This window comes from Dysosmobacter sp. Sow4_B12 (assembly GCF_052116665.1).
Taxonomy (GTDB): Bacteria; Bacillota; Clostridia; order Oscillospirales; family Oscillospiraceae; genus Oscillibacter.
Genome location: NZ_JBQKKR010000002.1, coordinates 93,816 through 111,222, shown reverse-complemented (window position 1 = coordinate 111,222; position 17,407 = coordinate 93,816). Strand labels below are relative to the sequence as shown.

Sequence of the window (17,407 nt, the reverse complement as noted above, 5' to 3'; positions counted from 1 at the left end):
TTTGTGGACGGTTAGAGGCCCGTTTTCCGGGGCGAATGATAAATGCCGGTTGAGGGCTTGCGGAGCCTTGCAAATCAAGGCTTTTCCCGCTCTTAACTGTCCACAGCAGACCTCCTTTTCCGTTCACTTTCTGTTTTCTGCCGCCTGTGAACTCTGGCGGCGCAGTCCGGGCAGTATTTGCCCCGGTTGGACTTCGGGACGAACACACCGCCGCACTCCGCACAGCGTTTCAAGTCCCTGTCCCGGTAAATCTCCGCTTCCAGCGTCCTGTCCAGCGGCAAGACCGCCCAGCGGAACCACTTGCAGCAGACGGAGAACGAAATCATCTGCGGACAGGCGCAGGTGTCGCCATCGTCCAGCGCAAGGCAGTTTCCGTCCTCGCAGTTGCAGCACTCCCGGCGTATCAGGCCGCTGGCTCGTCTCTTCTGGGGCGGGGTTATGCGGTAGGGGGAGCCGTCCGGCCTGTGTTCCAGCGGCGGCAGGTGTTGATAGGGTCTTTTGCTCATGCGTCCCTCCGTTTTCTTTGGCGTGTTCTGTTTCCAAGGTGCTTGTCCATCGATGAACTATCCCAAGTCTACACCTTTTTGACCGCCTGTGCCGTATATCCAAGAGGTAGGAAATCAGCCTGAAAAACTCCCTATTTCCACGCTCTCGGATTTGTGATATAATCAAAAAAAGATAAAAGACAAATTCAGGTTTCTGGTCTTCTTGCACAAAATAAAGGAGGAGCTATTATGCAAATTGTTTATATTCCAAGCGAATCAATGTCTGTTCAAGGTAAAAAAGATGAAATCTATAAAAGATATGGGAAAGACTGGAATATTAGAGAACAGGGAGGAGGTAACGGAAATTGGTTGTTGACCAGAAAAAGTGATGTGCTTGTAGATGGAAAAAGTTATCGTACTTTTGTACTTGAACACTACGGTAAATCCAAGCTGACAGCGAAGCTTGTTGATAAATTTCGTGAAGATGTAGCAAATGGTAAAATAAAACTGTAAATGCCTATGCCGTTATGCTATGAGCATAGTACATAGCATAACGGCTTCTCTTTCGTTGAGCTAGCAAGGAGGGTGAATATGTCTTTATCCATACAAGAGCGATTAAAAGACCTACGTGTGGAGCGTGGCTTGACGCTGGGGCAGCTTGCGGAGCAGACCGGGCTTTCCAAGTCTGCGCTGGGCAGTTACGAAACGGAAGACTTCAAGGACATCAGCCACTATGCCCTTATCCGGCTGGCGAAGTTTTACGGTGTGACCGCTGATTATCTGCTGGGGCTGTCTGAAATGAAAAATCACCCAAACGCCGATCTTGCAGACCTGCGTTTGAGTGATGAAATGATTGACCTGCTGAAAAGCGGGAGGATAGACAATACCCTGCTGTGTGAGCTGGCGGCGCACCCGGATTTCCCCCGGCTGATGGCTGACCTTGAAATCTATGTGAACGGAACGGCACTGAAACAGGCGCAGGGTGCAAACGCCATAGTGGACACGATGAGCGCAACTGTTATAAAAAAGCATAATCCTGGCATGAGTGATACGCAGTTAAGACAGCTTATCACCGCCCATATTGATGAGGACGAGTTTTGCCGCTATGTGATACAACGGGACATAAACGGGATTGCCCTTGCTCTGCGGGAAACACACAAGGACGATTTTTTCAGCGTCCCAGAGGATAACCCGCTAAAAGAAATGCTGGAAACTGCTGGTGAAATCGTCAGCCAGGACAGCGACACGGAACAAGCGTACTTGGCGTTTATCTGCAAACGGCTCAAGCTGAATTTTAGGAAGCTGTCAGTAGAAGAACGGAAGTGGCTGAAAAAGATTGCGGAAAAATCCGACTTGCTGAAGAATCCAAAACCGCAGAGAGGACGAAGATAAAAAATGCCTGAACGGCGGTTCTGGTTTTTCAGAACCACCATCCAGGCATTTTGTTTAGTAATAGAAAAAGGTGCAGTTGATTATTGCGTATTGTCAATCTCTCTCAAACCGGGTAGTAAAAATACGGCAAGCGCAACGATGATAATGCCAATTCCGCAAATGACAAACCATTTCTCAACTCCCAGCCGCTCCGCCAGAGGCCCGGAAATGACAAGGCCAAACGGCATGGCGAGGGAAGCGGCGCTTGTCAGTAGAGAAAAAACTCTCCCCAGATATTCTGGTTTGACCGTTTCTTGAAAAATCGCATTTTGCACACCGTAAAATGGAGCGGAAATTCCCATAACAGTACAGCACACAACAAAGACAAGAAATGCGTCTGGCGGCAAAAGCCCGGAGAGCATATTGCTAACGCCCATCAGGAGAACGGAAAGACCGATGGTGTACCGCCGTTTCTTAAAACCGCCCCAAATGCTCAGAATGACTCCGCCAAGCAGCATACCAACCGCAAAAGCAATTTCAGCGGCAGAGGCATGGGCCGGTGTTCCTTTGAAGTATGACATACAGATGAGAGGAAAAAGCGTACTGATTGGCATATAAAAGAACATATAAATTACACCAATCCAGAGCAGAGCAAAGAGGCCCCTGTTTTGCTTTAATACCACATACCCCTCTTTCATATCCTGTAAAAACTGTTGTCTTTTCGTTTCTGGACATAGTTCAGGCGTTGGTATGGACGAAATCGCAACAGTCACACAGGCAAGGATTGCACCCACAATATCTAACAATATAATTGCATTAAGAGGCCAAACAGCATATAAAAACGCTGCGGCAGCTGGACTGATAATCGCACTTACTGCTTGCATGGTCTGCGTGTAACCAGCGCATTTTGTAAGTTCCTCTTTTGGCACAATCATAGGTGTTGCTGCGCTGAATGCTGGAGAATGAAAAGCAGTTCCCGCACTTCGGATTAACAGGACAACCATAATAGACCATACGGGCAATTCCATGTAAAACGCCACCAGCGCCAGAATACCGCCAGCGGCGGCAATTATCAAATCCGCACCAATCATTACGCTTTTACGGCTGTGCCGGTCAACAAAAGCACCTGCAAACGGGCCTAAACAGGCTTGCGGCAAAAATCCAATCAGTGTTGCCGCCGTCAATATGATTGCAGAATTAGTTTTCGCAACCAAATAAAAGATAATGGCCATTTGCAAAATACCGCTGCTAATAAAGGATATTGCTTGTCCGGCAAGAAGTGTAAAATAAGTTTTTCTCCATGAATTGTTGTTTTGGGTCATAATGCGAACCTCCTTTTTTATTGCATTGTTCCTTTGTTTCTGCAATAAAAAGCAGGCGTTGTCCCACAGAGAGGGCAGACGCCTGCATAACAACAAAGCACGAAAAAACACCACGATACAGTTCAAAGACTGCTCGTGTCAAACCTACGTGTTCCTTTGCATACGCACGCAAAAAAAGCCCACCATCATGTGGAAAGGTACTTCTACTTTTTATTGCTTATTAGCGTACACAAATTAACACACGTAAGCCTCCTTCCAATCTCAAACTGTCGCACAGTATAACACACATCCGATAGACTTGTCAACCATTTTTAACCTTGTTTTCCATCTTGTTTTTCCATCTCTTACGGGCAGTAGCAAAGCCAGGCGAGCCAGTCAACGGTCAAGATGAACGGCGCTTTCAGCGCCGCCGTTGACAGTCTCGCCCGTCTTTGCTAATGGGTAATCAAGGCGGGAAAGCCATTTTAGGGCTTTCCCGCCCATTTCAATTTTGGGAGAAGAAAGGCCCCAAAATGAACGAGTGCGGCCAAACACTTTTAGGGATTGGCCACCTTGTCCACCCATCCAGCGGGGCGGCGGGGAACGGTCAAGGCCGGGCGTCAGCCCATTCATTTCAGCCTTGACGGTTTCCTGCCGTCCTGCTACTTTTCCCGGAGTGTGGCCACACATCTGGTCACGGTGTCCAGAGCTTTGGGACTTTTTGTCCCATAGGCCGGGGGCGGAGGACGAGGGACGGGGGCTTTCATAATACGCCCTGTCTGCTGCTGAAATCAGCCCTTTGTTTCCGGCTTACCAGCCCCAAACAAAGCCCTGCTTTCCTGCCGCGTCAAATGCCCTTGCCCTCCCCGGCGGCAACGGTATTTTCAGGGCAACGCCGACAGAGCGTATAACACACTACACTTTGCTCCGCAAAGTCGTGTGCCAAATGGGGCGCTGCCCCCTTTGGAAACCCCCGCAACAAACAGGTGCTATGCACCCAGCCGGGAGCATAGCGCCGTTTGTTGTCAGCAGCCCGTTTCACGGTCTGCGTGTAGTTCCTTGTAAACTGACCTAAATGGCGGTGAAAGTATCATCGTGTTCGCGCCGAAATATCGTCGGCAAATCTTTCCGGGCTCCTTTTAAGGGGCATTGTCCGTGTAGGGACTGTATAGGACTGCGAAAGCCTCCGGCTGAGCCGGAGGCTTTTGATATTGAAATTATAGCTGCTTGACGGTGTAATACACGGCCAGGGCGAACACCACCATGGCCAGGACCCACATGGCATAATAGGCAACGGAGATGCTGACAAGGGCACAGGCCATCGCCGCGGCGGACAGGGCACAGGCCACATAGATGGGCATGGTGTCGGCATCAGCGGGCAGCAGCTGGAGCTTGCCCACCATACCGCCGCTGCGGCTGGCTTTCCGGGTCAAGAAAGCGGCCAGGGCCAGCAGCAGGATATACACCACAACAGCGACCTTCACATAGGTGCCCAGATACAGGTTGGAAAGCTCCCGGCGGCAGCCCCACAGGGCCACCAGAGAGATGCTCAGGATCGTCAAGGCATAGGCGCATTCCCGGTCATAGAGGCTCCAGAGAATGCCCAGCAGCATGGCCATGGCCACCAAGACCGTGAGAAAGGTCAGCGCGGGGGCGTTCAGCTTCCAGATCAAGAAGGAGGCGGCGGCAAGGAAAGCACCGCCCGCGGCAACGTACCAGCCCACGACCCGCTTCTTCTGGTCGGCCCGCCACACCGCGCTCAAAACAGCGCCGGCGGCCAGGATCACAAGGCCGGCAATGGAGAAATAAAACAGATAGTCGAACCAGGCGATCATCTGCACGGCGGTCCCGTTCACATAAAAGCGGCGGATAATGAGAAGATACAGCTCAGCCACCAGACCGGCCAGGAAAAACTTCATGGCGCCGTTCATGGGGTCGTCCCGCTTGACCGGCTTGGATTTTCTGATTGGATTCTTCGCCATATGATAACAACCTCCGAAGGGTTTTTCAAAATTGATGCAGCGCCAGAAAAAGACGCTGCCGACATTCCTTGATAGTATAGCAGACTTTCCGGACATTTGCAAGGAAAACCTAGGGACAGAGGTCAAACTTCCCGGAAAGAAGCGGATTTTCGGTTGAGATGTGAGGGGGTTCGTGCTATACTGGTCAGCAAGATTACGAAATACCGGGGAGCGAATGGCATGAGAGCAAAACGAATCGGGGCGCTGCTTCTGGCGCTGGCGGCGGTGAGCGGCCTGGCGGGCTGCGGGACAAGGGACCCGGACGAGGCTCAGGAGAGCATCCAGGTCATCGCCATGGATACGGCCATGGTGTTCACCGCCTATGGCGAAAGATCCACCAGGGCGGTGTACGACGCGGAAGAGGAGGTGCGGCGCCTGGATGCGCTGCTCTCCCGCACCAGCGAGAGCAGCGAGGTCAGTATGCTGAACGAAGCCGGCGGAAAAGCGGTGCCGGTGGGCGCGGAGATCTGCGGCTTGCTCCAGACTGCCGCAGACTACGCCCAGGCCACGGACGGAGCCTTTGACATTACCATCGCGCCGCTGGTCTCTGCCTGGGGCTTCACCACCGACAGCTACCAGGTGCCCGCGCAGGAGGAGATCGACGGCCTTCTGGCGCATGTGGGCATGGAGCATGTGCACCTGTCCGGCGGGGATGCCAGCTTAGACGAAGGCACCATGATCGACCTGGGCGGCATCGCCAAGGGCTACGCCGCCGACCAGGTGGCGGAGATCTTCCGCAGCCGCCAGGTGCCCAGAGGAAAGATCGAGCTGGGCGGCAACATCCTGGTGATCGGCGACAAGCCTGACGGTACCGCCTGGCGGGTGGGCATCCAGGACCCCAAGCGGGCCGACGCGGCCGACGGCCTGGTGGGTGTTTTGAACTTGATGGACGCCTTTGCCGTTACCTCCGGAAGCTACCAACGGTATTTTGAGCAGGATGGGAAGATTTATCACCACATCATCGATCCGGCCACCGGCTACCCGGCGGACAGCGGCTTGACCTCTGTTACCGTGGTGGCGGACAGCGAACCGGGAAACGGCACCATGTGCGACGCATTGTCCACTGCCCTCTTTGTCATGGGCGAGGAGAAGGCTCTGGACTTCTGGCGGAGCGGCCGGTATGATTTCCAGCTGGTGCTGGTGACGGCGGATGGCCGGGTGGTGGTGACCGGCGGCCTGCGGGACAGCTTTGTGGAGCTGGAGGAGAGTGGGTACGAGTATGAGTACGTCTCCTAAGCTGCGGCCCGGCATCTGGGACGCCCTGGTGGCGCTGACAGTGGCAGTGCTGGCGGTGGCCTGCGCCTGGACTGTGTGGGGCGGACAGGACGAAAGCGGCGCGTTGACGGCGGTGGTCAGCGTGGATGGCGTGGAAACGGAGCGGCTGGCGCTGGAAGAGGCGGAGCGGACCATTCAAGCCGGAGGATACACCCTTCGCCTGCGGCTGACGGAAACAGAGGTGTGGGTGGAGTCCTCCGACTGTCCCACCCAGGACTGCGTCCACACGGGACATATTTCCCGGAGCGGGCAGAGCATCGTATGCCTGCCGGCCCGGGTCATCGTCCGCCTGGAGGGCGGCGAGACCGTGGATACCGGCGTGGACGCCGTGATCGGATAAGGGGGCGGGACGTTGAAACTGACCACAAAGCAGCTGACGCTGTGCGGAATCCTGACTACCCTGGCCCTGGCGCTGTCAGTGGCGGAGAACCAGATCCCCCTGTCTCTCGCCATTCCCATCCCCGGCATCAAGTTGGGGCTTGCCAATATCGTGACGGTGTTCGCCCTGTACGCCCTGGGGCCGGCCCAGGCGGTGATGATCCTGCTGGCCAGATGCCTGCTGGGGGCGGTGTTCGCCGGCAATATGAACGCGCTGCTGTTCTCCCTCATGGGGGGCTTTGCCGCCATGGGGGTGATGATCCTGCTGTCCCGGGTGAGGGCGCTGTCTGTCTACGGCGTGTCCATCGGCGGCGCGGCGGCCCACAACTGCGGTCAGATCGCGGCGGCGGTGCTGTCCCTGGGGAACACGGCGCCCCTTTACTACCTGCCCATTTTGCTGGGCGTGTCTCTTTTGACCGGGGCGCTGACGGGACTGATGGCGGCGTGCCTGTTCCGGGCGCTGGCCCACACGGATCTGATGAAGGGGTGAGGGTATGGACCCAAAGAATATCAGCAAAAAAGACCAGGTCATCCTCCATCAGCTGGAGGTCATCCGCACCATGACGGAAAATAACCTGAACCGCATGGGCTCGGATTTCTGGGGGACGCCGCCTTTGCGGACGGACCGGCCGGAGGAAAAAGCGCCGGAGAAGAATACCGCCGCCTCCACCGGAGACGACGGCACCAAGGCGCCGGAGGCGGAGACGCTGCCCCCGGAGAAAATAGAGGACCTGCAGGCGGAGCTGGACAGCTACATCGGCCTGGGAGCCGTGAAAAAAGAGGTGCGCAACCTCATCAACATGGTGCGGGTGCACCAGATGCGGCGGGAAAACGGATTGCCGACAACCGACTTGAGCCTGCACATGGTGTTTTCCGGGAATCCCGGCACCGGCAAGACCACCGTGGCCCGGCTCATGGCCCGCATCTACCACGCCCTGGGCATTTTGTCCAAGGGGCAGCTGGTGGAGGTGGACCGCAGCGGCCTGGTGGCGGGCTACGTAGGCCAGACGGCCCTCAAGACCGCCAAGGTCATCGAAAAAGCCCTGGGCGGCGTGCTGTTCATCGACGAGGCCTACGCCTTGAACGGCAGAGCGGAAAACGACTTCGGCCAGGAGGCCATCGACACCATTTTAAAAGCCATGGAGGACCACCGGGACGACCTAGTGGTCATCGCCGCGGGATATGACGGGCTTATGGATGACTTCATCCACTCCAATCCGGGACTGGAATCCCGGTTCAACCGTTTTTTGCACTTTGACGACTACTCTGTGGACGAGATGATGGACATTTTTAAAATGCAGTGCAAAAAGGGCTGCTACACCCTGGCGGACCAGGCGGAGGAGCAGGTGCGGGACTTTATTCGCCAGGAGAACACCAACGGCGTTTCCTTCGGCAATGCCCGGGGCGTGCGGAATCTGTTCGAGCAGATCCTGGTCCACCAATCCAACCGTCTGGCAGAGCTGGAGCAGGTGAGCCGGGAGGCCCTCATGGAGATCACAGCGGAGGATGTCCGGATGGCAAGGGGTCTGGAGGCGCCTGCGGCCTCCGGCGATGGAGAAAACACGGAGGAGAAGGCGTGAGCATGAAAGTACTGGTATTGGCGCCAAGGGAGCGGTATGACGCTTTCAGCGCCAACAATCCGGTCCGGCAGGCGGCGGAGCTGGTGTTCTGCGACCGCAGCGGCACGGCGGAGCAATGGCTGGCCGCCGGCGGCGACGCGGAGGTTTTGGTGGTGACGCCGGTAACATGGGTGGACGAGGGCCTCCTCAGCCGGATGCCCAAGCTGAAAATGGTGCAGTGCGAGGGCGTGGGCGTGGACCGCATTGACCTGGAGGCTGCCCGGAAACGAGGCATTTATGTGTGCAACAACGCCGGGTGCAACGCCGCGGCGGTGGCGGAGCTGTCCATCATGCTAATGAGCATGCTGCTCCACCGGACGCTGTGGGGCCACCGGATGGTGCTGTCCGGCCGGCAGCTGGAGGCCCAGCGGGAGCTGGACTGCCATGCGCCGCTGGACCTGGCGGCGGCGAAGGTGGGGCTCATCGGCTTCGGCGCCATCGCCCAGGCTACGGCGGAGCGGCTGCGGCCTTACGGCAGCCAGGTGTATTACTACGCACGGCACCGGAAGGCACCGGAGACGGAGCGGGCTTATGGTGTGGAGTATCTGCCCCTGTATGAGCTGGCGGAGACCTGCGACTTCATCAGCCTTCACCTGCCTGCCACGGCGCAGAGCCGCCACCTGTTGGACGGGGCGTTTTTCGACCATGTGAAGCCGGGGGCCTTTTTGGTGAACACCGCCCGGGGCGCCGTCATTGATGACGAGGCCCTGGCGGCGGCCATCCGGTCCGGGCGGCTGGCCGGGGCGGCGCTGGACGCCTACGACCCCGAGCCGGTGGAGGCGGACCACCCCCTGGTGGCGCTGGCCCGGGAGTTCCCGGACCGGATTGTGCTGTGTCCCCACCAGGGCGGCATCGCCCAGTCGGCCTACCGGAACGTGTACCGGATGCTGTTTGAGAATTTAAAGCGCGTCATGGACGGCCAGCGGCCGGAGCGGATCGTCAACGGACTGTAAAAAGGAAGACCGCCTTGGAGGCGGTCTCCCTTTTTTTGAACACGTCACTCCGGCCGGTCACAGGTCCAGAAAAACTTCGCCGTGACCCAGCCCAGGGCCAACAGGCCGGCGCAGAGAATGTACACCAGATTTATTTCCGCCGAGCCGATGCCGGGGGAGGGGACAGAGTCGTCGGCGGCAAGATAGTCCTGCCGGGCCAGTTCTTCTCCCCTGGCGTCATACAGGTGGATGTCCGGGAAGTAGTCCCGGTCTGTTTCGTAGACATGGAAGAAATCGGGGGCAGTCACATCCCCCTCCGCCATGAGGGTGGCGTCGTTTTCCAGGTTGGCCTGGACCTTGTAGTGGGCAATCTCCGGGGGACAGTGGGCGGCGTAGACCACCCGGAGGTCTGTGTCCTGGATGCGGGTGGACTGAATGGCCGGTCCGGCGCAGTAGGAGGCCTTCAAAGGCTGCCAGCCGCCCAGAATGCCCCGCCGGAACTGTATGCTGCCCAAAAGATTGGGAATCTCGCTGTCGGTGAAGGTGAGGATGCGGCGGCTGCCGAAGGTTTTGTCGTGGAGGACCACGGGGTGGAGCACGGCCCGCAAGGTGTGGGTGTCCTCCGGGTCGGCGGAGGCGTATTCCGCAATGGCGTGGACCTTCTGTTCCTCCGTTTTCAAAGACCAGAAGTCCCCCTTGTACAAAAGCCATGTGCCCAAAAGCGCGGCACAGGCCAGGGCAACGGACAGAGCGCGGTAAAATTTCCGTATCATCGGGATGTCCTCCTTATTTCCCTTCTATAATATCATACAACGGCCGCCGCGAAAACCCATGAAAATTTTCGGAACGGGAGATTTACAGGGCGGGAAGAGGAATGGTATCATGGAAAGGTACTACAACCTGGGAGGCGCCTCTATGAAAAAGAAAGCGGCATCATTTTTGAATTCCGTGCTGGGCGGCGTGTGCATTGGCATCGGCGGCGTGGTGTTTTTGTCCTGCGAAAACAAAGTGGTGGGAGCGGTGTTCTTCTGCCTGGGCCTGTTCGCCATCTGCACCTTTGGGTTCAACCTGTTCACCGGAAAGGTGGGGTATGTGTTTGAGCAGCCCTTATCCTACACGGGGTTCGTGCTGTCCGTGTGGCTGGGAAATCTGGCGGGCACCGCCGCCGTGGGCTACGCCGTCCGGGCCACCCGCATCGCCGGCATTGCCGAAAAGGCGGCGGCTATGTGTCAGGTAAAGCTGGAGGACAGCCTGGTGTCCCTTTTCATCCTGTCGGTCTTTTGCAATATTTTGATGTTCATCGCCGTGGATGGATTCAAGAACAATCCCCACCAGGCGGGCAAGTACATCGGCATCTTCCTGGGGGTCACCGTGTTCATCCTGTGCGGCTTTGAGCACTGCGTGGCCAATATGTTCTACTTCTCCGTGGCCAATGTGTGGAGCCTGCGGACGGTGGGGTATCTGCTGGTCATGTCCGTGGGCAACGCCTGCGGCGGTGTCATCATTCCCCTGTGCCGGCAGCTGCGGCTGCGGGCCGAAGCGGCATGAAAAAAGCAGCCTGCCTTGTGGCAGGCTGCTTTTTTTACCGGATGTCGTACAGGGCGTCCGCCGCCAGCCACAGCTGGGAGAAGGGGCGCATCAGATTCCACACGCCGGCGCCCAGAAAGCCGTACTCCGCGATGAGGCGCAGCTTGGCGGAAAGGCTCCGGGCGTCCTCAAACCAGACTTCGTGAACGGTCCCGGCGGTATCGGTATAGTGGAAGTAAGGCGATTGGGCGGTCTCGTCGTACTGGATGGCGATGTCGTATTGAATGGCCAGCTCAATGGCCCGCTGGTTGGAAATGGACTGGGCCCGGGTGACGCCTTGAACGAAAGGCAGCGGCCAGTCATAGCCGTAATTGGGGACGCCCAGCAGAATTTTATCCGGCGGGATCTCCGTGACGGCGTAATCCAGCACCGCCCGGACATTGGGCAGCGGCGCCACCGCCATGGGCGGCCCGGCGGTGTAGCCCCATTCATATGAATGGAGTATATTAGCACACATTTTCTTTGTAATGTCTTTAGCTGCTGTGTAGCTTTGTGTGCTAATATACTCCATTCCTTGAGGTATGTTGTCGATTAGCACACACTTCTGTCAATTTGCATTTCATCCTCGATGTTCTTGGCGAAATCGAGGATTTTTTGGCGTTCTGCGGAAAATTTGAAGTAAACATCAATCTGCGTAGCATCTGTCACTTCAATATGGTCTAACAGGCGATTCAACACATCACGGTCAATAGAGGAAATATTGCCAAATTCTTTGAAGAACGCAATGAACTCGTCATCTTGCCTGCGGGCTTCTTTGATCTCCGCCATGTCATTTTGCAATTTTGCAATTTGTTTCTCTTGCTCCGCTATTTCTGCTGTATACCTTGCTTTGAATTGGACATATTCCCCTTGGTCAATGATGCCTTTTTCAAAGTTGTCATACAGGCGGAACTTTGCTTCGGCTAAACGCTTTTTTTCCCGTTCAGCACGATTAAGAGATAGTAGGTATTCATTTTGCGAGTATCCAGAAGGCTGCTCTTTGCGCGCTGCGTCAATAACAGCTTTAGCATCGACCAACTCTTGGATTTGCTGTCGGATAGCTCTCAGTAACACATCTTCCAGCAGGGATTCTTTTACAGACGGACATTGGCATTTACCTGGGGCCAAAGTACGGGTTTGACAACGAAATCTCGGGAATCCTTTTGATGTTACTCGATTCATTCGGCCCCCACAATGAGCGCATTTGACAAATCCAGAAAGCAGATAACTGGTCTGCCGTTTTGGGGATACTCTGGTGTGTCTGGCAAAACGGTCATGCACAATAGCGAAAACTTCATCTGAGATAATAGGTTCGTGGGTTCCCTCAATCACCGTCCACTCACTTTCATCCGTTGGAACCATTTTTTTAGTCCGATACGATGCGCTTTTGAATTTCCCTTGTACTAAATTTCCAATATAAACTTCGTCCTTGAGAATGGAGTTTACCGATGTCAACGCCCATACGTTTTTCTTTACGCCGCCGCTGGAGTGTTTCACAAATCCCTTACAGCCATTTTGGGTTTTGTAGACCGACGGCGGGATAATTTGCAAAGCATTGAGTTGCTTGACGATACCGCTTGCAGACATACCATCGGCGTACCAGTTGAAAATCATACGGACAATTTCAGCCGCTTCGGGATCAATGATAAGTTTATGCTTGTCCTCCGGGCTTTTCATATAGCCATACGGTGCGTAGTTGCCGAGGAACTCGCCTCGTTCACGTTTCATGGCAAAGGTGCATTTGATTTTCAGGGAAAGCTGTCGGATGTAGTCATCGTTCATAATGTTGGAGAACGAAACGATAGCACTGCAATATCCTTGGGGGTCTTTCAGACTGTCAATGTGGTTCAGGACAGAAATAACACGGACACCTTTCTGTGGGAAATATTCTTCCATAAGACGGCCAAGTTCCGGGTAGTTTCTGCCCAGTCTCGAATTATCCTTGAATATGACGCAGTTGATTTTTCCAGCTTCAATATCTGCAATCATTCTCTTGTAATTTGGGCGCTCAAAATTACCGCCGGAATAGCCGTCATCAGAGTATATTTCAACGGAAGCAATGATTTCCCCTTGCCCTTGCAGATATTTGATGTGTTGCTCAATGATGCCTTTCTGATTTTGAATACTGTCGCTTTCTAATTTGTCCCCATCTTCTTTGCTGAGCCTGACATAAATAGCTATGTACCATTCAACAATAGATATTTCGGTTTTCTCTTTCTTGTTCCGCACAAAGGTCATGTGTACTCCTTTCTGCCGAAACCCTCATATTTGCGAAACAATATCTGCAATTATATTATAGCAAATATGCAGAGAAACGTCAAAAATTTGCATTTTTGGACATATGAGTGCTGAGTATTGAAATCATGCAAGATTCCAAACTTGGCCCATTTTCTTGGTAATGGATCGTTACCCTTACTTCTTTCGACTGCAACAGATTATTCGTGGTTTTTGATGCGGGTTTTTCTGCCATAACAGATACCTCCTGCTTATTCGATGATATGGCAAGAGTGAAATAAATATGTGTTCATTTATTTTTGAACACCATTGAATGCACGCAAGGCCATGTCCTCATGCAGACATGGCCTTGATGGTAAAATGCCGTTCTCCCCAAATCCGTTCCTGCCCCTGCTCAATATTCAGCGGCGTTTTGCTTCCCTTGGTACGCAAATGCGATACTTCCCCGGAAATCATATCCGATTTGGACGGTCGTTCACTTTTCAAGGTACATATCCTTGCTGATTGTTCCACAGCAGACATCCAGGCTGTCGCCAGCCCGCACAGATGCGTCTCAATGAACGCACCTGTGCCGATGGGCGACGGTGTCGAAATGTGTCTCAATTTGAGACCTATTTTCGGGGAACCGGCCCAGACAGAAGATAATCTGTCCGGGTCGGCTCCTTTTTGCGGAAATCAGCTTTGACCCTGCCGCCGCAGATACGCGGCGGTCATATCCAAAAATTCGCGGTTGGTCGGCTGACGGTATAGATGGATTCCCGCAACTTCCTCCAAAAGCGTGTGATCGGGCCAATTCCAGCAGGCTCGAATGACGGTTCGCAGGTTTCGTTCCACGGTACTGGGTGAAGCGTCAAAATGCTTTGAAGTCTCCGGGTAGAGCCGTTTCGTGATGAGTGCGGCAGCGGCAGGATTGTCCTTTACCTGCTCAATCATATAGACTGCCTGATAAAAGCCTTTCAGCTTGCCGGTGACTCCTAACCTTCGCAAGAGCTGTTCTGCGTCCATGCGGTCACTCCTTCCAGTCCGCTAAAACATCCGGCAGCCCAGTTGGCGTAACGGTATTTCTGGCCAGCTTGTCCAGCAGATCAAAAACACGCTCGGACCGCTCCGACAAATCAAGGGCAACTGCATCATCACCATTCGACCGTACTTTGATGCCGTATCGGTTCCTGCCGTCCGTTCCTTTATTCATCAGAATAAAATAGGATAGATGCAGGTACTGTCCATCTTCTGCGTGGGTCTGTCTCTGTTTGTAAAGGATCTCGCGCATATCATCACCTCCTAATAACCGTGAGAAAAAGGCAATGAAAGTTGCCCCCCTGTTACCGCAAATTTTTCAGATATTTTTTAAGAGATTCCAGTGCCCGGTTAATAGAGCGGCTCACCTGGCTTTTGTTGACTCCTTCGGCTCTGGCGATCTCCGCCTTGCTCATGCCCAGGAAGTAATAGGCATTGAGCCGTTTGGCCTGTTTATCCGGCAGGGTGGTAATTGCCGCATGAAGCTCCTCCAGCGTCAACTTTCGCTCATAGACCTCCCAGGGTGTAACGGAGAGGAACAGGGCGTCATACTCGATCCCATCCCCGCGGTCCAAGGAATAGTACGCTTTGTGGTAATATGTACGCCGCCGGTAGGCTGCTTCTTTGCGCTCATATTCCTGCATGAACGCGGCTACTTCATCGGGAACCTCAACATAGGTATCGGTACTATAAAAATCGGGATACTGCTCCCGCAGATTGATCGTTTTCATATTGACCTCCATTCGATTTGTTTTGGACAAATCGAATGGAGGCGGGCCACGACATCGAGGGTGCTTTAATCCCTGTTTATTCCAGGTGAATTGCGATACACTTTGAAATCCGCACTGACCTAATACAAAACATTGAAATTCATGTTTGATTGGTCAGTAGTAGTCCATAATAAACGCAATTCGCCAACTCCCCTTTCATACAAGAGGTGTATTTTGGTTCATATAAGAGGCGTATCCTGCTGGCCCATATCCTCTGTCTTTTTCTGGAATGAGAGATAGTAAACAGTTGTCATTCTAATAAAAAAGCAAATGGAAGCGCACAACCAAGACGGTCATATACGCTCCCACTTGCCCTTAGTCTTGTGATAGTTGTTATCTACCAACAAGTAGTGATGGAGATGTGTTAATGTCGAAATATGTACTATTGCGCCTTACTCACTGATATTGTCAATCAAAGTGATCAAAGCCTCAACAGCCTCAACCTCATCTTCGCCTTCACCACAGATTTCTACGCGGTCACCACACGCAAAAGCTGACGTCAGCAAAGTTACCATGGACTTAGCATTGTCCATCTTATTGGGGGTTCCCCCTACGCGATGGATCGTCAATTTAGACTTAAATTGTCCGGCGCATTTGATGAAATCTGATGCAGGACGGGCGTGTAAACCTGTTTCATTTCTGATAATAGTATCCTTCTTATACATATCTCATTCTCTCCTTTTAAGTATGTATTATTGGGGCATAATCTCCTTCAAGCGGTTTTGAACCTCATCAGCCGTCGGTGCCATACAAATATCTTTCACACATTTTTGGGCTTTTTGAATATCGAGGGTACAAACCAACTTTTTAATCGCTGGCACAGAAGCTGCTCCGGCTGATAGGGTCCGAATACCCATTCCAAGAAGCGCTGTCGCAGCTACAGGGTCACCGCCCATCTCACCACAGACAGAAATCCCCTTTCCTGCCATACGAAACTCTTGGATGATATAATTGAGCAGCCGCATAATTGCAGGATGGAAAGGCCGGTAGTATTGTGAAACAGCCGGATTCACACGATCTACAGCAAGCGTGTACTGAACCAAATCGTTCGTTCCAATACTGGCAAAGTCCACCTCTTTTGCCACCATGTCAGCCATCAACGCAAGGGCCGGAATTTCAATCATGACGCCTACTTCCATATCATGATTCCAATCCATTCCCCTTTCGACCAGTTGGGACTTAGCCTTTTCCAGAGCCGCTTTAGCCCTGTGAATGTCCTCAATACTGCTGACCATCGGGAACATAAGTTTTACTTTTCCATGGATGGATGCCCGTAGAACTGCTCGAAGCTGCGTCAGGAACACATCTTCCCGATCAAAGCAGAGTCGAAGTGCTCGATTACCAAGGAACGAGTTCTCCTCTGCTGGCAGTTCCAAACAGTCAGCCTTTTTATCTCCGCCAATGTCCAGTGTACGCAGCGTCACTGGATTGGGCGAAAATGCCTCAAAAACTTTACGATAGTGCTGATACTGTTCTTCTTCACTGGGAAGTTCACTTCTCCCCATATACAAGAACTCTGTGCGGAACAGTCCCACGCCATCAACCACTCCAGCACAGGAAAGTTCCTTTTCACTGCCTGTTCCAATATTTGCAAGAACCTGAACGCGCTCTCCAGTCACTGTGCATGCCTTAACTGTCGAATACTCCTGTTCATCCTTACGCTGCTGTAAGAAGGCTAACCGCTTCTGTTCATATTGACTTACTTCTTCAGGATTTGGATTTGTAATGAGCTGCCCCTCCGAGGCATCCACGACCACCATGTCCCCGTTCTCCAAAAGATTGCACACATTTTGAATTCCAGCTAATGCAGGGATCCCATAGCTTCTTGCAATAATAGCGCTATGGGATGTTGCACCACCATACTCTGTGATAATAGCCTGTACCATTTTAGGATCTAACACAGCAGTATCGGAAGGCAATAAATCTTGTGTAACCAATATGACAGGTTCTTTCAAGGTGGCCAATTCATTTTCGGGCTTGTTCTCCAAACAACGTAACAATCGATGCCGAACATCCAGCATGTCAGCAGAGCGTTCGGAAATCAGTTGATTAGGAGATGCTTTCAAAATATCCGCATATTGAGTATATACGAAATCAACAGCCTGATTTGCATTCCAGCAGTTTCCCTCAATCACCCCCGTGATTTCATCGACCATAACAACATCGTCTAAAATATCCATATGCGCCTGGAATATTTTAGCTTGATTTTGATCACGTTCAAGCATTTTACTCAGTAGAGCGTTCAATTCATCCTTAGCTCTCTCATGTGCCTTGTGGTATCGATCTATTTCCTTTGTAATATCAGAGTCAGAAATCTTCACATGGTCGATAGTCGGTATATACGGACTATATAAAAACACCCGGCCAACTGCAATTCCCTGGGCTGATACAGTACCCGCATAGTTCATAACGTTCTCTCCACTTCATCAGAATTTAA

General features: G+C 53.1%; 21 protein-coding genes. 8 read left to right on the top strand and 13 right to left on the bottom strand.

From position 1 onward, the window contains the following. Window positions 1–92: 92 nt before the first annotated feature. Window positions 93–506 (bottom strand): cysteine-rich VLP domain-containing protein, encoded by a 414-nt coding sequence (locus ACTQ4R_RS04460; RefSeq protein ID WP_002575860.1) that lies wholly within the window; start codon window positions 504–506, stop codon window positions 93–95. Window positions 507–734: 228 nt separating this feature from the next. Between ACTQ4R_RS04460 and ACTQ4R_RS04455 the strand changes: the two genes are divergently transcribed. Next, window positions 735–998, top strand: a complete 264-nt coding sequence (locus ACTQ4R_RS04455) for a hypothetical protein (RefSeq protein ID WP_002575859.1) — start codon at window positions 735–737, stop codon at window positions 996–998. 78 nt (window positions 999–1,076) lie between these two features. Then, window positions 1,077–1,877 carry a helix-turn-helix domain-containing protein gene (locus tag ACTQ4R_RS04450; protein ID WP_002575858.1) on the top strand — a complete coding sequence of 267 codons (801 nt, stop codon included), beginning with the start codon at window positions 1,077–1,079 and terminating at the stop codon, window positions 1,875–1,877. An 80-nt stretch (window positions 1,878–1,957) separates the two neighbouring features. On the opposite strand, the gene ACTQ4R_RS04445 is transcribed toward ACTQ4R_RS04450, so the two are convergent. From ACTQ4R_RS04445 to ACTQ4R_RS04435, 3 genes are all read right to left on the bottom strand, one after another. Continuing rightward, window positions 1,958–3,178, bottom strand: coding sequence for an MFS transporter (locus ACTQ4R_RS04445; protein ID WP_002584949.1), 1,221 nt, complete (start codon window positions 3,176–3,178; stop codon window positions 1,958–1,960). Window positions 3,179–3,553: 375 nt separating this feature from the next. After that, the gene (locus tag ACTQ4R_RS04440; protein WP_014080336.1) at window positions 3,554–3,790 is read right to left on the bottom strand and encodes a hypothetical protein; all 237 of its coding nucleotides are present in this window, start codon (window positions 3,788–3,790) and stop codon (window positions 3,554–3,556) included. Window positions 3,791–4,374: 584 nt separating this feature from the next. After that, window positions 4,375–5,139: a hypothetical protein gene (locus ACTQ4R_RS04435; RefSeq protein ID WP_441626256.1), complete on the bottom strand. Its 765-nt coding sequence runs from the start codon at window positions 5,137–5,139 to the stop codon at window positions 4,375–4,377. 219 nt (window positions 5,140–5,358) lie between these two features. On the opposite strand from ACTQ4R_RS04435, the gene ACTQ4R_RS04430 reads away from it, so the two are divergent. Genes ACTQ4R_RS04430 through ACTQ4R_RS04410 form a run of 5 tightly spaced genes read left to right on the top strand, consistent with a single transcriptional unit; the run spans window position 5,359 to window position 9,403 of the window. Then, on the top strand, window positions 5,359–6,414 hold the full coding sequence (locus ACTQ4R_RS04430; RefSeq protein WP_441626255.1) for an FAD:protein FMN transferase: 1,056 nt from the start codon (window positions 5,359–5,361) through the stop codon (window positions 6,412–6,414). Further along, the gene (locus ACTQ4R_RS04425; RefSeq protein WP_441626253.1) at window positions 6,398–6,793 is read left to right on the top strand and encodes a NusG domain II-containing protein; all 396 of its coding nucleotides are present in this window, start codon (window positions 6,398–6,400) and stop codon (window positions 6,791–6,793) included. The genes ACTQ4R_RS04430 and ACTQ4R_RS04425 overlap by 17 nt, the downstream gene beginning before the upstream one ends. A 12-nt stretch (window positions 6,794–6,805) precedes the next feature. Then, window positions 6,806–7,321, top strand: coding sequence for a Gx transporter family protein (locus ACTQ4R_RS04420; RefSeq protein WP_441626251.1), 516 nt, complete (start codon window positions 6,806–6,808; stop codon window positions 7,319–7,321). A gap of 4 nt (window positions 7,322–7,325) precedes the next feature. Continuing rightward, the gene (locus ACTQ4R_RS04415; RefSeq protein ID WP_441626249.1) at window positions 7,326–8,411 is read left to right on the top strand and encodes an AAA family ATPase; all 1,086 of its coding nucleotides are present in this window, start codon (window positions 7,326–7,328) and stop codon (window positions 8,409–8,411) included. Between the two features lie 2 nt (window positions 8,412–8,413). After that, window positions 8,414–9,403 (top strand): 2-hydroxyacid dehydrogenase, encoded by a 990-nt coding sequence (locus ACTQ4R_RS04410; RefSeq protein WP_441626247.1) that lies wholly within the window; start codon window positions 8,414–8,416, stop codon window positions 9,401–9,403. 44 nt (window positions 9,404–9,447) lie between these two features. Here the strand turns inward: ACTQ4R_RS04410 and ACTQ4R_RS04405 are convergent, their stop codons facing one another. Further along, entirely contained in the window at window positions 9,448–10,155 is a 708-nt protein-coding gene (locus ACTQ4R_RS04405; RefSeq protein ID WP_441626245.1) for a hypothetical protein, read from the bottom strand. A 4-nt stretch (window positions 10,156–10,159) separates the two neighbouring features. Between ACTQ4R_RS04405 and ACTQ4R_RS04400 the strand changes: the two genes are divergently transcribed. Further along, window positions 10,160–10,930: a formate/nitrite transporter family protein gene (locus tag ACTQ4R_RS04400; protein ID WP_441626243.1), complete on the top strand. Its 771-nt coding sequence runs from the start codon at window positions 10,160–10,162 to the stop codon at window positions 10,928–10,930. 34 nt (window positions 10,931–10,964) lie between these two features. Here the strand turns inward: ACTQ4R_RS04400 and ACTQ4R_RS04395 are convergent, their stop codons facing one another. The 8 genes from ACTQ4R_RS04395 to ptsP form a co-directional block, all read right to left on the bottom strand. Then, complete coding sequence (locus ACTQ4R_RS04395; protein ID WP_441626241.1) at window positions 10,965–11,426, bottom strand: glycosyl hydrolase family 18 protein; 462 nt, start codon at window positions 11,424–11,426, stop codon at window positions 10,965–10,967. 74 nt (window positions 11,427–11,500) lie between these two features. Then, window positions 11,501–13,186: a recombinase family protein gene (locus ACTQ4R_RS04390; protein WP_441626239.1), complete on the bottom strand. Its 1,686-nt coding sequence runs from the start codon at window positions 13,184–13,186 to the stop codon at window positions 11,501–11,503. 79 nt (window positions 13,187–13,265) lie between these two features. Continuing rightward, on the bottom strand, window positions 13,266–13,418 hold the full coding sequence (locus tag ACTQ4R_RS04385) for a hypothetical protein (RefSeq protein ID WP_441626237.1): 153 nt from the start codon (window positions 13,416–13,418) through the stop codon (window positions 13,266–13,268). A gap of 440 nt (window positions 13,419–13,858) precedes the next feature. Beyond that, window positions 13,859–14,188 (bottom strand): sporulation initiation factor Spo0A C-terminal domain-containing protein, encoded by a 330-nt coding sequence (locus tag ACTQ4R_RS04380; RefSeq protein ID WP_441626235.1) that lies wholly within the window; start codon window positions 14,186–14,188, stop codon window positions 13,859–13,861. Window positions 14,189–14,192: 4 nt separating this feature from the next. Next, a complete protein-coding gene (locus ACTQ4R_RS04375; RefSeq protein WP_441626233.1) occupies window positions 14,193–14,453 on the bottom strand; it encodes a DUF6514 family protein in 261 nt (86 codons plus the stop codon). A gap of 52 nt (window positions 14,454–14,505) precedes the next feature. Beyond that, window positions 14,506–14,931, bottom strand: coding sequence for a sigma-70 family RNA polymerase sigma factor (locus tag ACTQ4R_RS04370; RefSeq protein WP_441626231.1), 426 nt, complete (start codon window positions 14,929–14,931; stop codon window positions 14,506–14,508). A gap of 431 nt (window positions 14,932–15,362) precedes the next feature. Continuing rightward, window positions 15,363–15,635, bottom strand: a complete 273-nt coding sequence (locus ACTQ4R_RS04365) for an HPr family phosphocarrier protein (protein WP_441626229.1) — start codon at window positions 15,633–15,635, stop codon at window positions 15,363–15,365. A gap of 27 nt (window positions 15,636–15,662) precedes the next feature. Beyond that, a complete protein-coding gene (gene ptsP / locus ACTQ4R_RS04360; protein WP_441626227.1) occupies window positions 15,663–17,378 on the bottom strand; it encodes a phosphoenolpyruvate--protein phosphotransferase in 1,716 nt (571 codons plus the stop codon). Between the last annotated feature and the right edge of the window lie 29 nt (window positions 17,379–17,407).

What these genes read in the sequence shown, in the direction of transcription:
- ACTQ4R_RS04425 (WP_441626253.1), top strand. Translation starts at nt 6,398, where the DNA reads ATGAGTACGTCTCCTAAGCTGCGGCCCGGCATCTGGGACGCCCTGGTG.
- ACTQ4R_RS04365 (WP_441626229.1), bottom strand. Translation starts at nt 15,635, where the DNA reads ATGTATAAGAAGGATACTATTATCAGAAATGAAACAGGTTTACACGCC.
- ACTQ4R_RS04440 (WP_014080336.1), bottom strand. Translation starts at nt 3,790, where the DNA reads ATGAATGGGCTGACGCCCGGCCTTGACCGTTCCCCGCCGCCCCGCTGG.
- ACTQ4R_RS04445 (WP_002584949.1), bottom strand. Translation starts at nt 3,178, where the DNA reads ATGACCCAAAACAACAATTCATGGAGAAAAACTTATTTTACACTTCTT.
- ACTQ4R_RS04390 (WP_441626239.1), bottom strand. Translation starts at nt 13,186, where the DNA reads ATGACCTTTGTGCGGAACAAGAAAGAGAAAACCGAAATATCTATTGTT.
- ACTQ4R_RS04385 (WP_441626237.1), bottom strand. Translation starts at nt 13,418, where the DNA reads ATGGCAGAAAAACCCGCATCAAAAACCACGAATAATCTGTTGCAGTCG.
- ACTQ4R_RS04405 (WP_441626245.1), bottom strand. Translation starts at nt 10,155, where the DNA reads ATGATACGGAAATTTTACCGCGCTCTGTCCGTTGCCCTGGCCTGTGCC.
- ptsP (WP_441626227.1), bottom strand. Translation starts at nt 17,378, where the DNA reads ATGAACTATGCGGGTACTGTATCAGCCCAGGGAATTGCAGTTGGCCGG.
- ACTQ4R_RS04370 (WP_441626231.1), bottom strand. Translation starts at nt 14,931, where the DNA reads ATGAAAACGATCAATCTGCGGGAGCAGTATCCCGATTTTTATAGTACC.
- ACTQ4R_RS04410 (WP_441626247.1), top strand. Translation starts at nt 8,414, where the DNA reads ATGAAAGTACTGGTATTGGCGCCAAGGGAGCGGTATGACGCTTTCAGC.
- ACTQ4R_RS04400 (WP_441626243.1), top strand. Translation starts at nt 10,160, where the DNA reads ATGTCCTCCTTATTTCCCTTCTATAATATCATACAACGGCCGCCGCGA.
- ACTQ4R_RS04380 (WP_441626235.1), bottom strand. Translation starts at nt 14,188, where the DNA reads ATGGACGCAGAACAGCTCTTGCGAAGGTTAGGAGTCACCGGCAAGCTG.
- ACTQ4R_RS04375 (WP_441626233.1), bottom strand. Translation starts at nt 14,453, where the DNA reads ATGCGCGAGATCCTTTACAAACAGAGACAGACCCACGCAGAAGATGGA.
- ACTQ4R_RS04460 (WP_002575860.1), bottom strand. Translation starts at nt 506, where the DNA reads ATGAGCAAAAGACCCTATCAACACCTGCCGCCGCTGGAACACAGGCCG.
- ACTQ4R_RS04435 (WP_441626256.1), bottom strand. Translation starts at nt 5,139, where the DNA reads ATGGCGAAGAATCCAATCAGAAAATCCAAGCCGGTCAAGCGGGACGAC.
- ACTQ4R_RS04430 (WP_441626255.1), top strand. Translation starts at nt 5,359, where the DNA reads ATGAGAGCAAAACGAATCGGGGCGCTGCTTCTGGCGCTGGCGGCGGTG.
- ACTQ4R_RS04395 (WP_441626241.1), bottom strand. Translation starts at nt 11,426, where the DNA reads ATGTGTGCTAATATACTCCATTCATATGAATGGGGCTACACCGCCGGG.
- ACTQ4R_RS04455 (WP_002575859.1), top strand. Translation starts at nt 735, where the DNA reads ATGCAAATTGTTTATATTCCAAGCGAATCAATGTCTGTTCAAGGTAAA.
- ACTQ4R_RS04450 (WP_002575858.1), top strand. Translation starts at nt 1,077, where the DNA reads ATGTCTTTATCCATACAAGAGCGATTAAAAGACCTACGTGTGGAGCGT.
- ACTQ4R_RS04415 (WP_441626249.1), top strand. Translation starts at nt 7,326, where the DNA reads ATGGACCCAAAGAATATCAGCAAAAAAGACCAGGTCATCCTCCATCAG.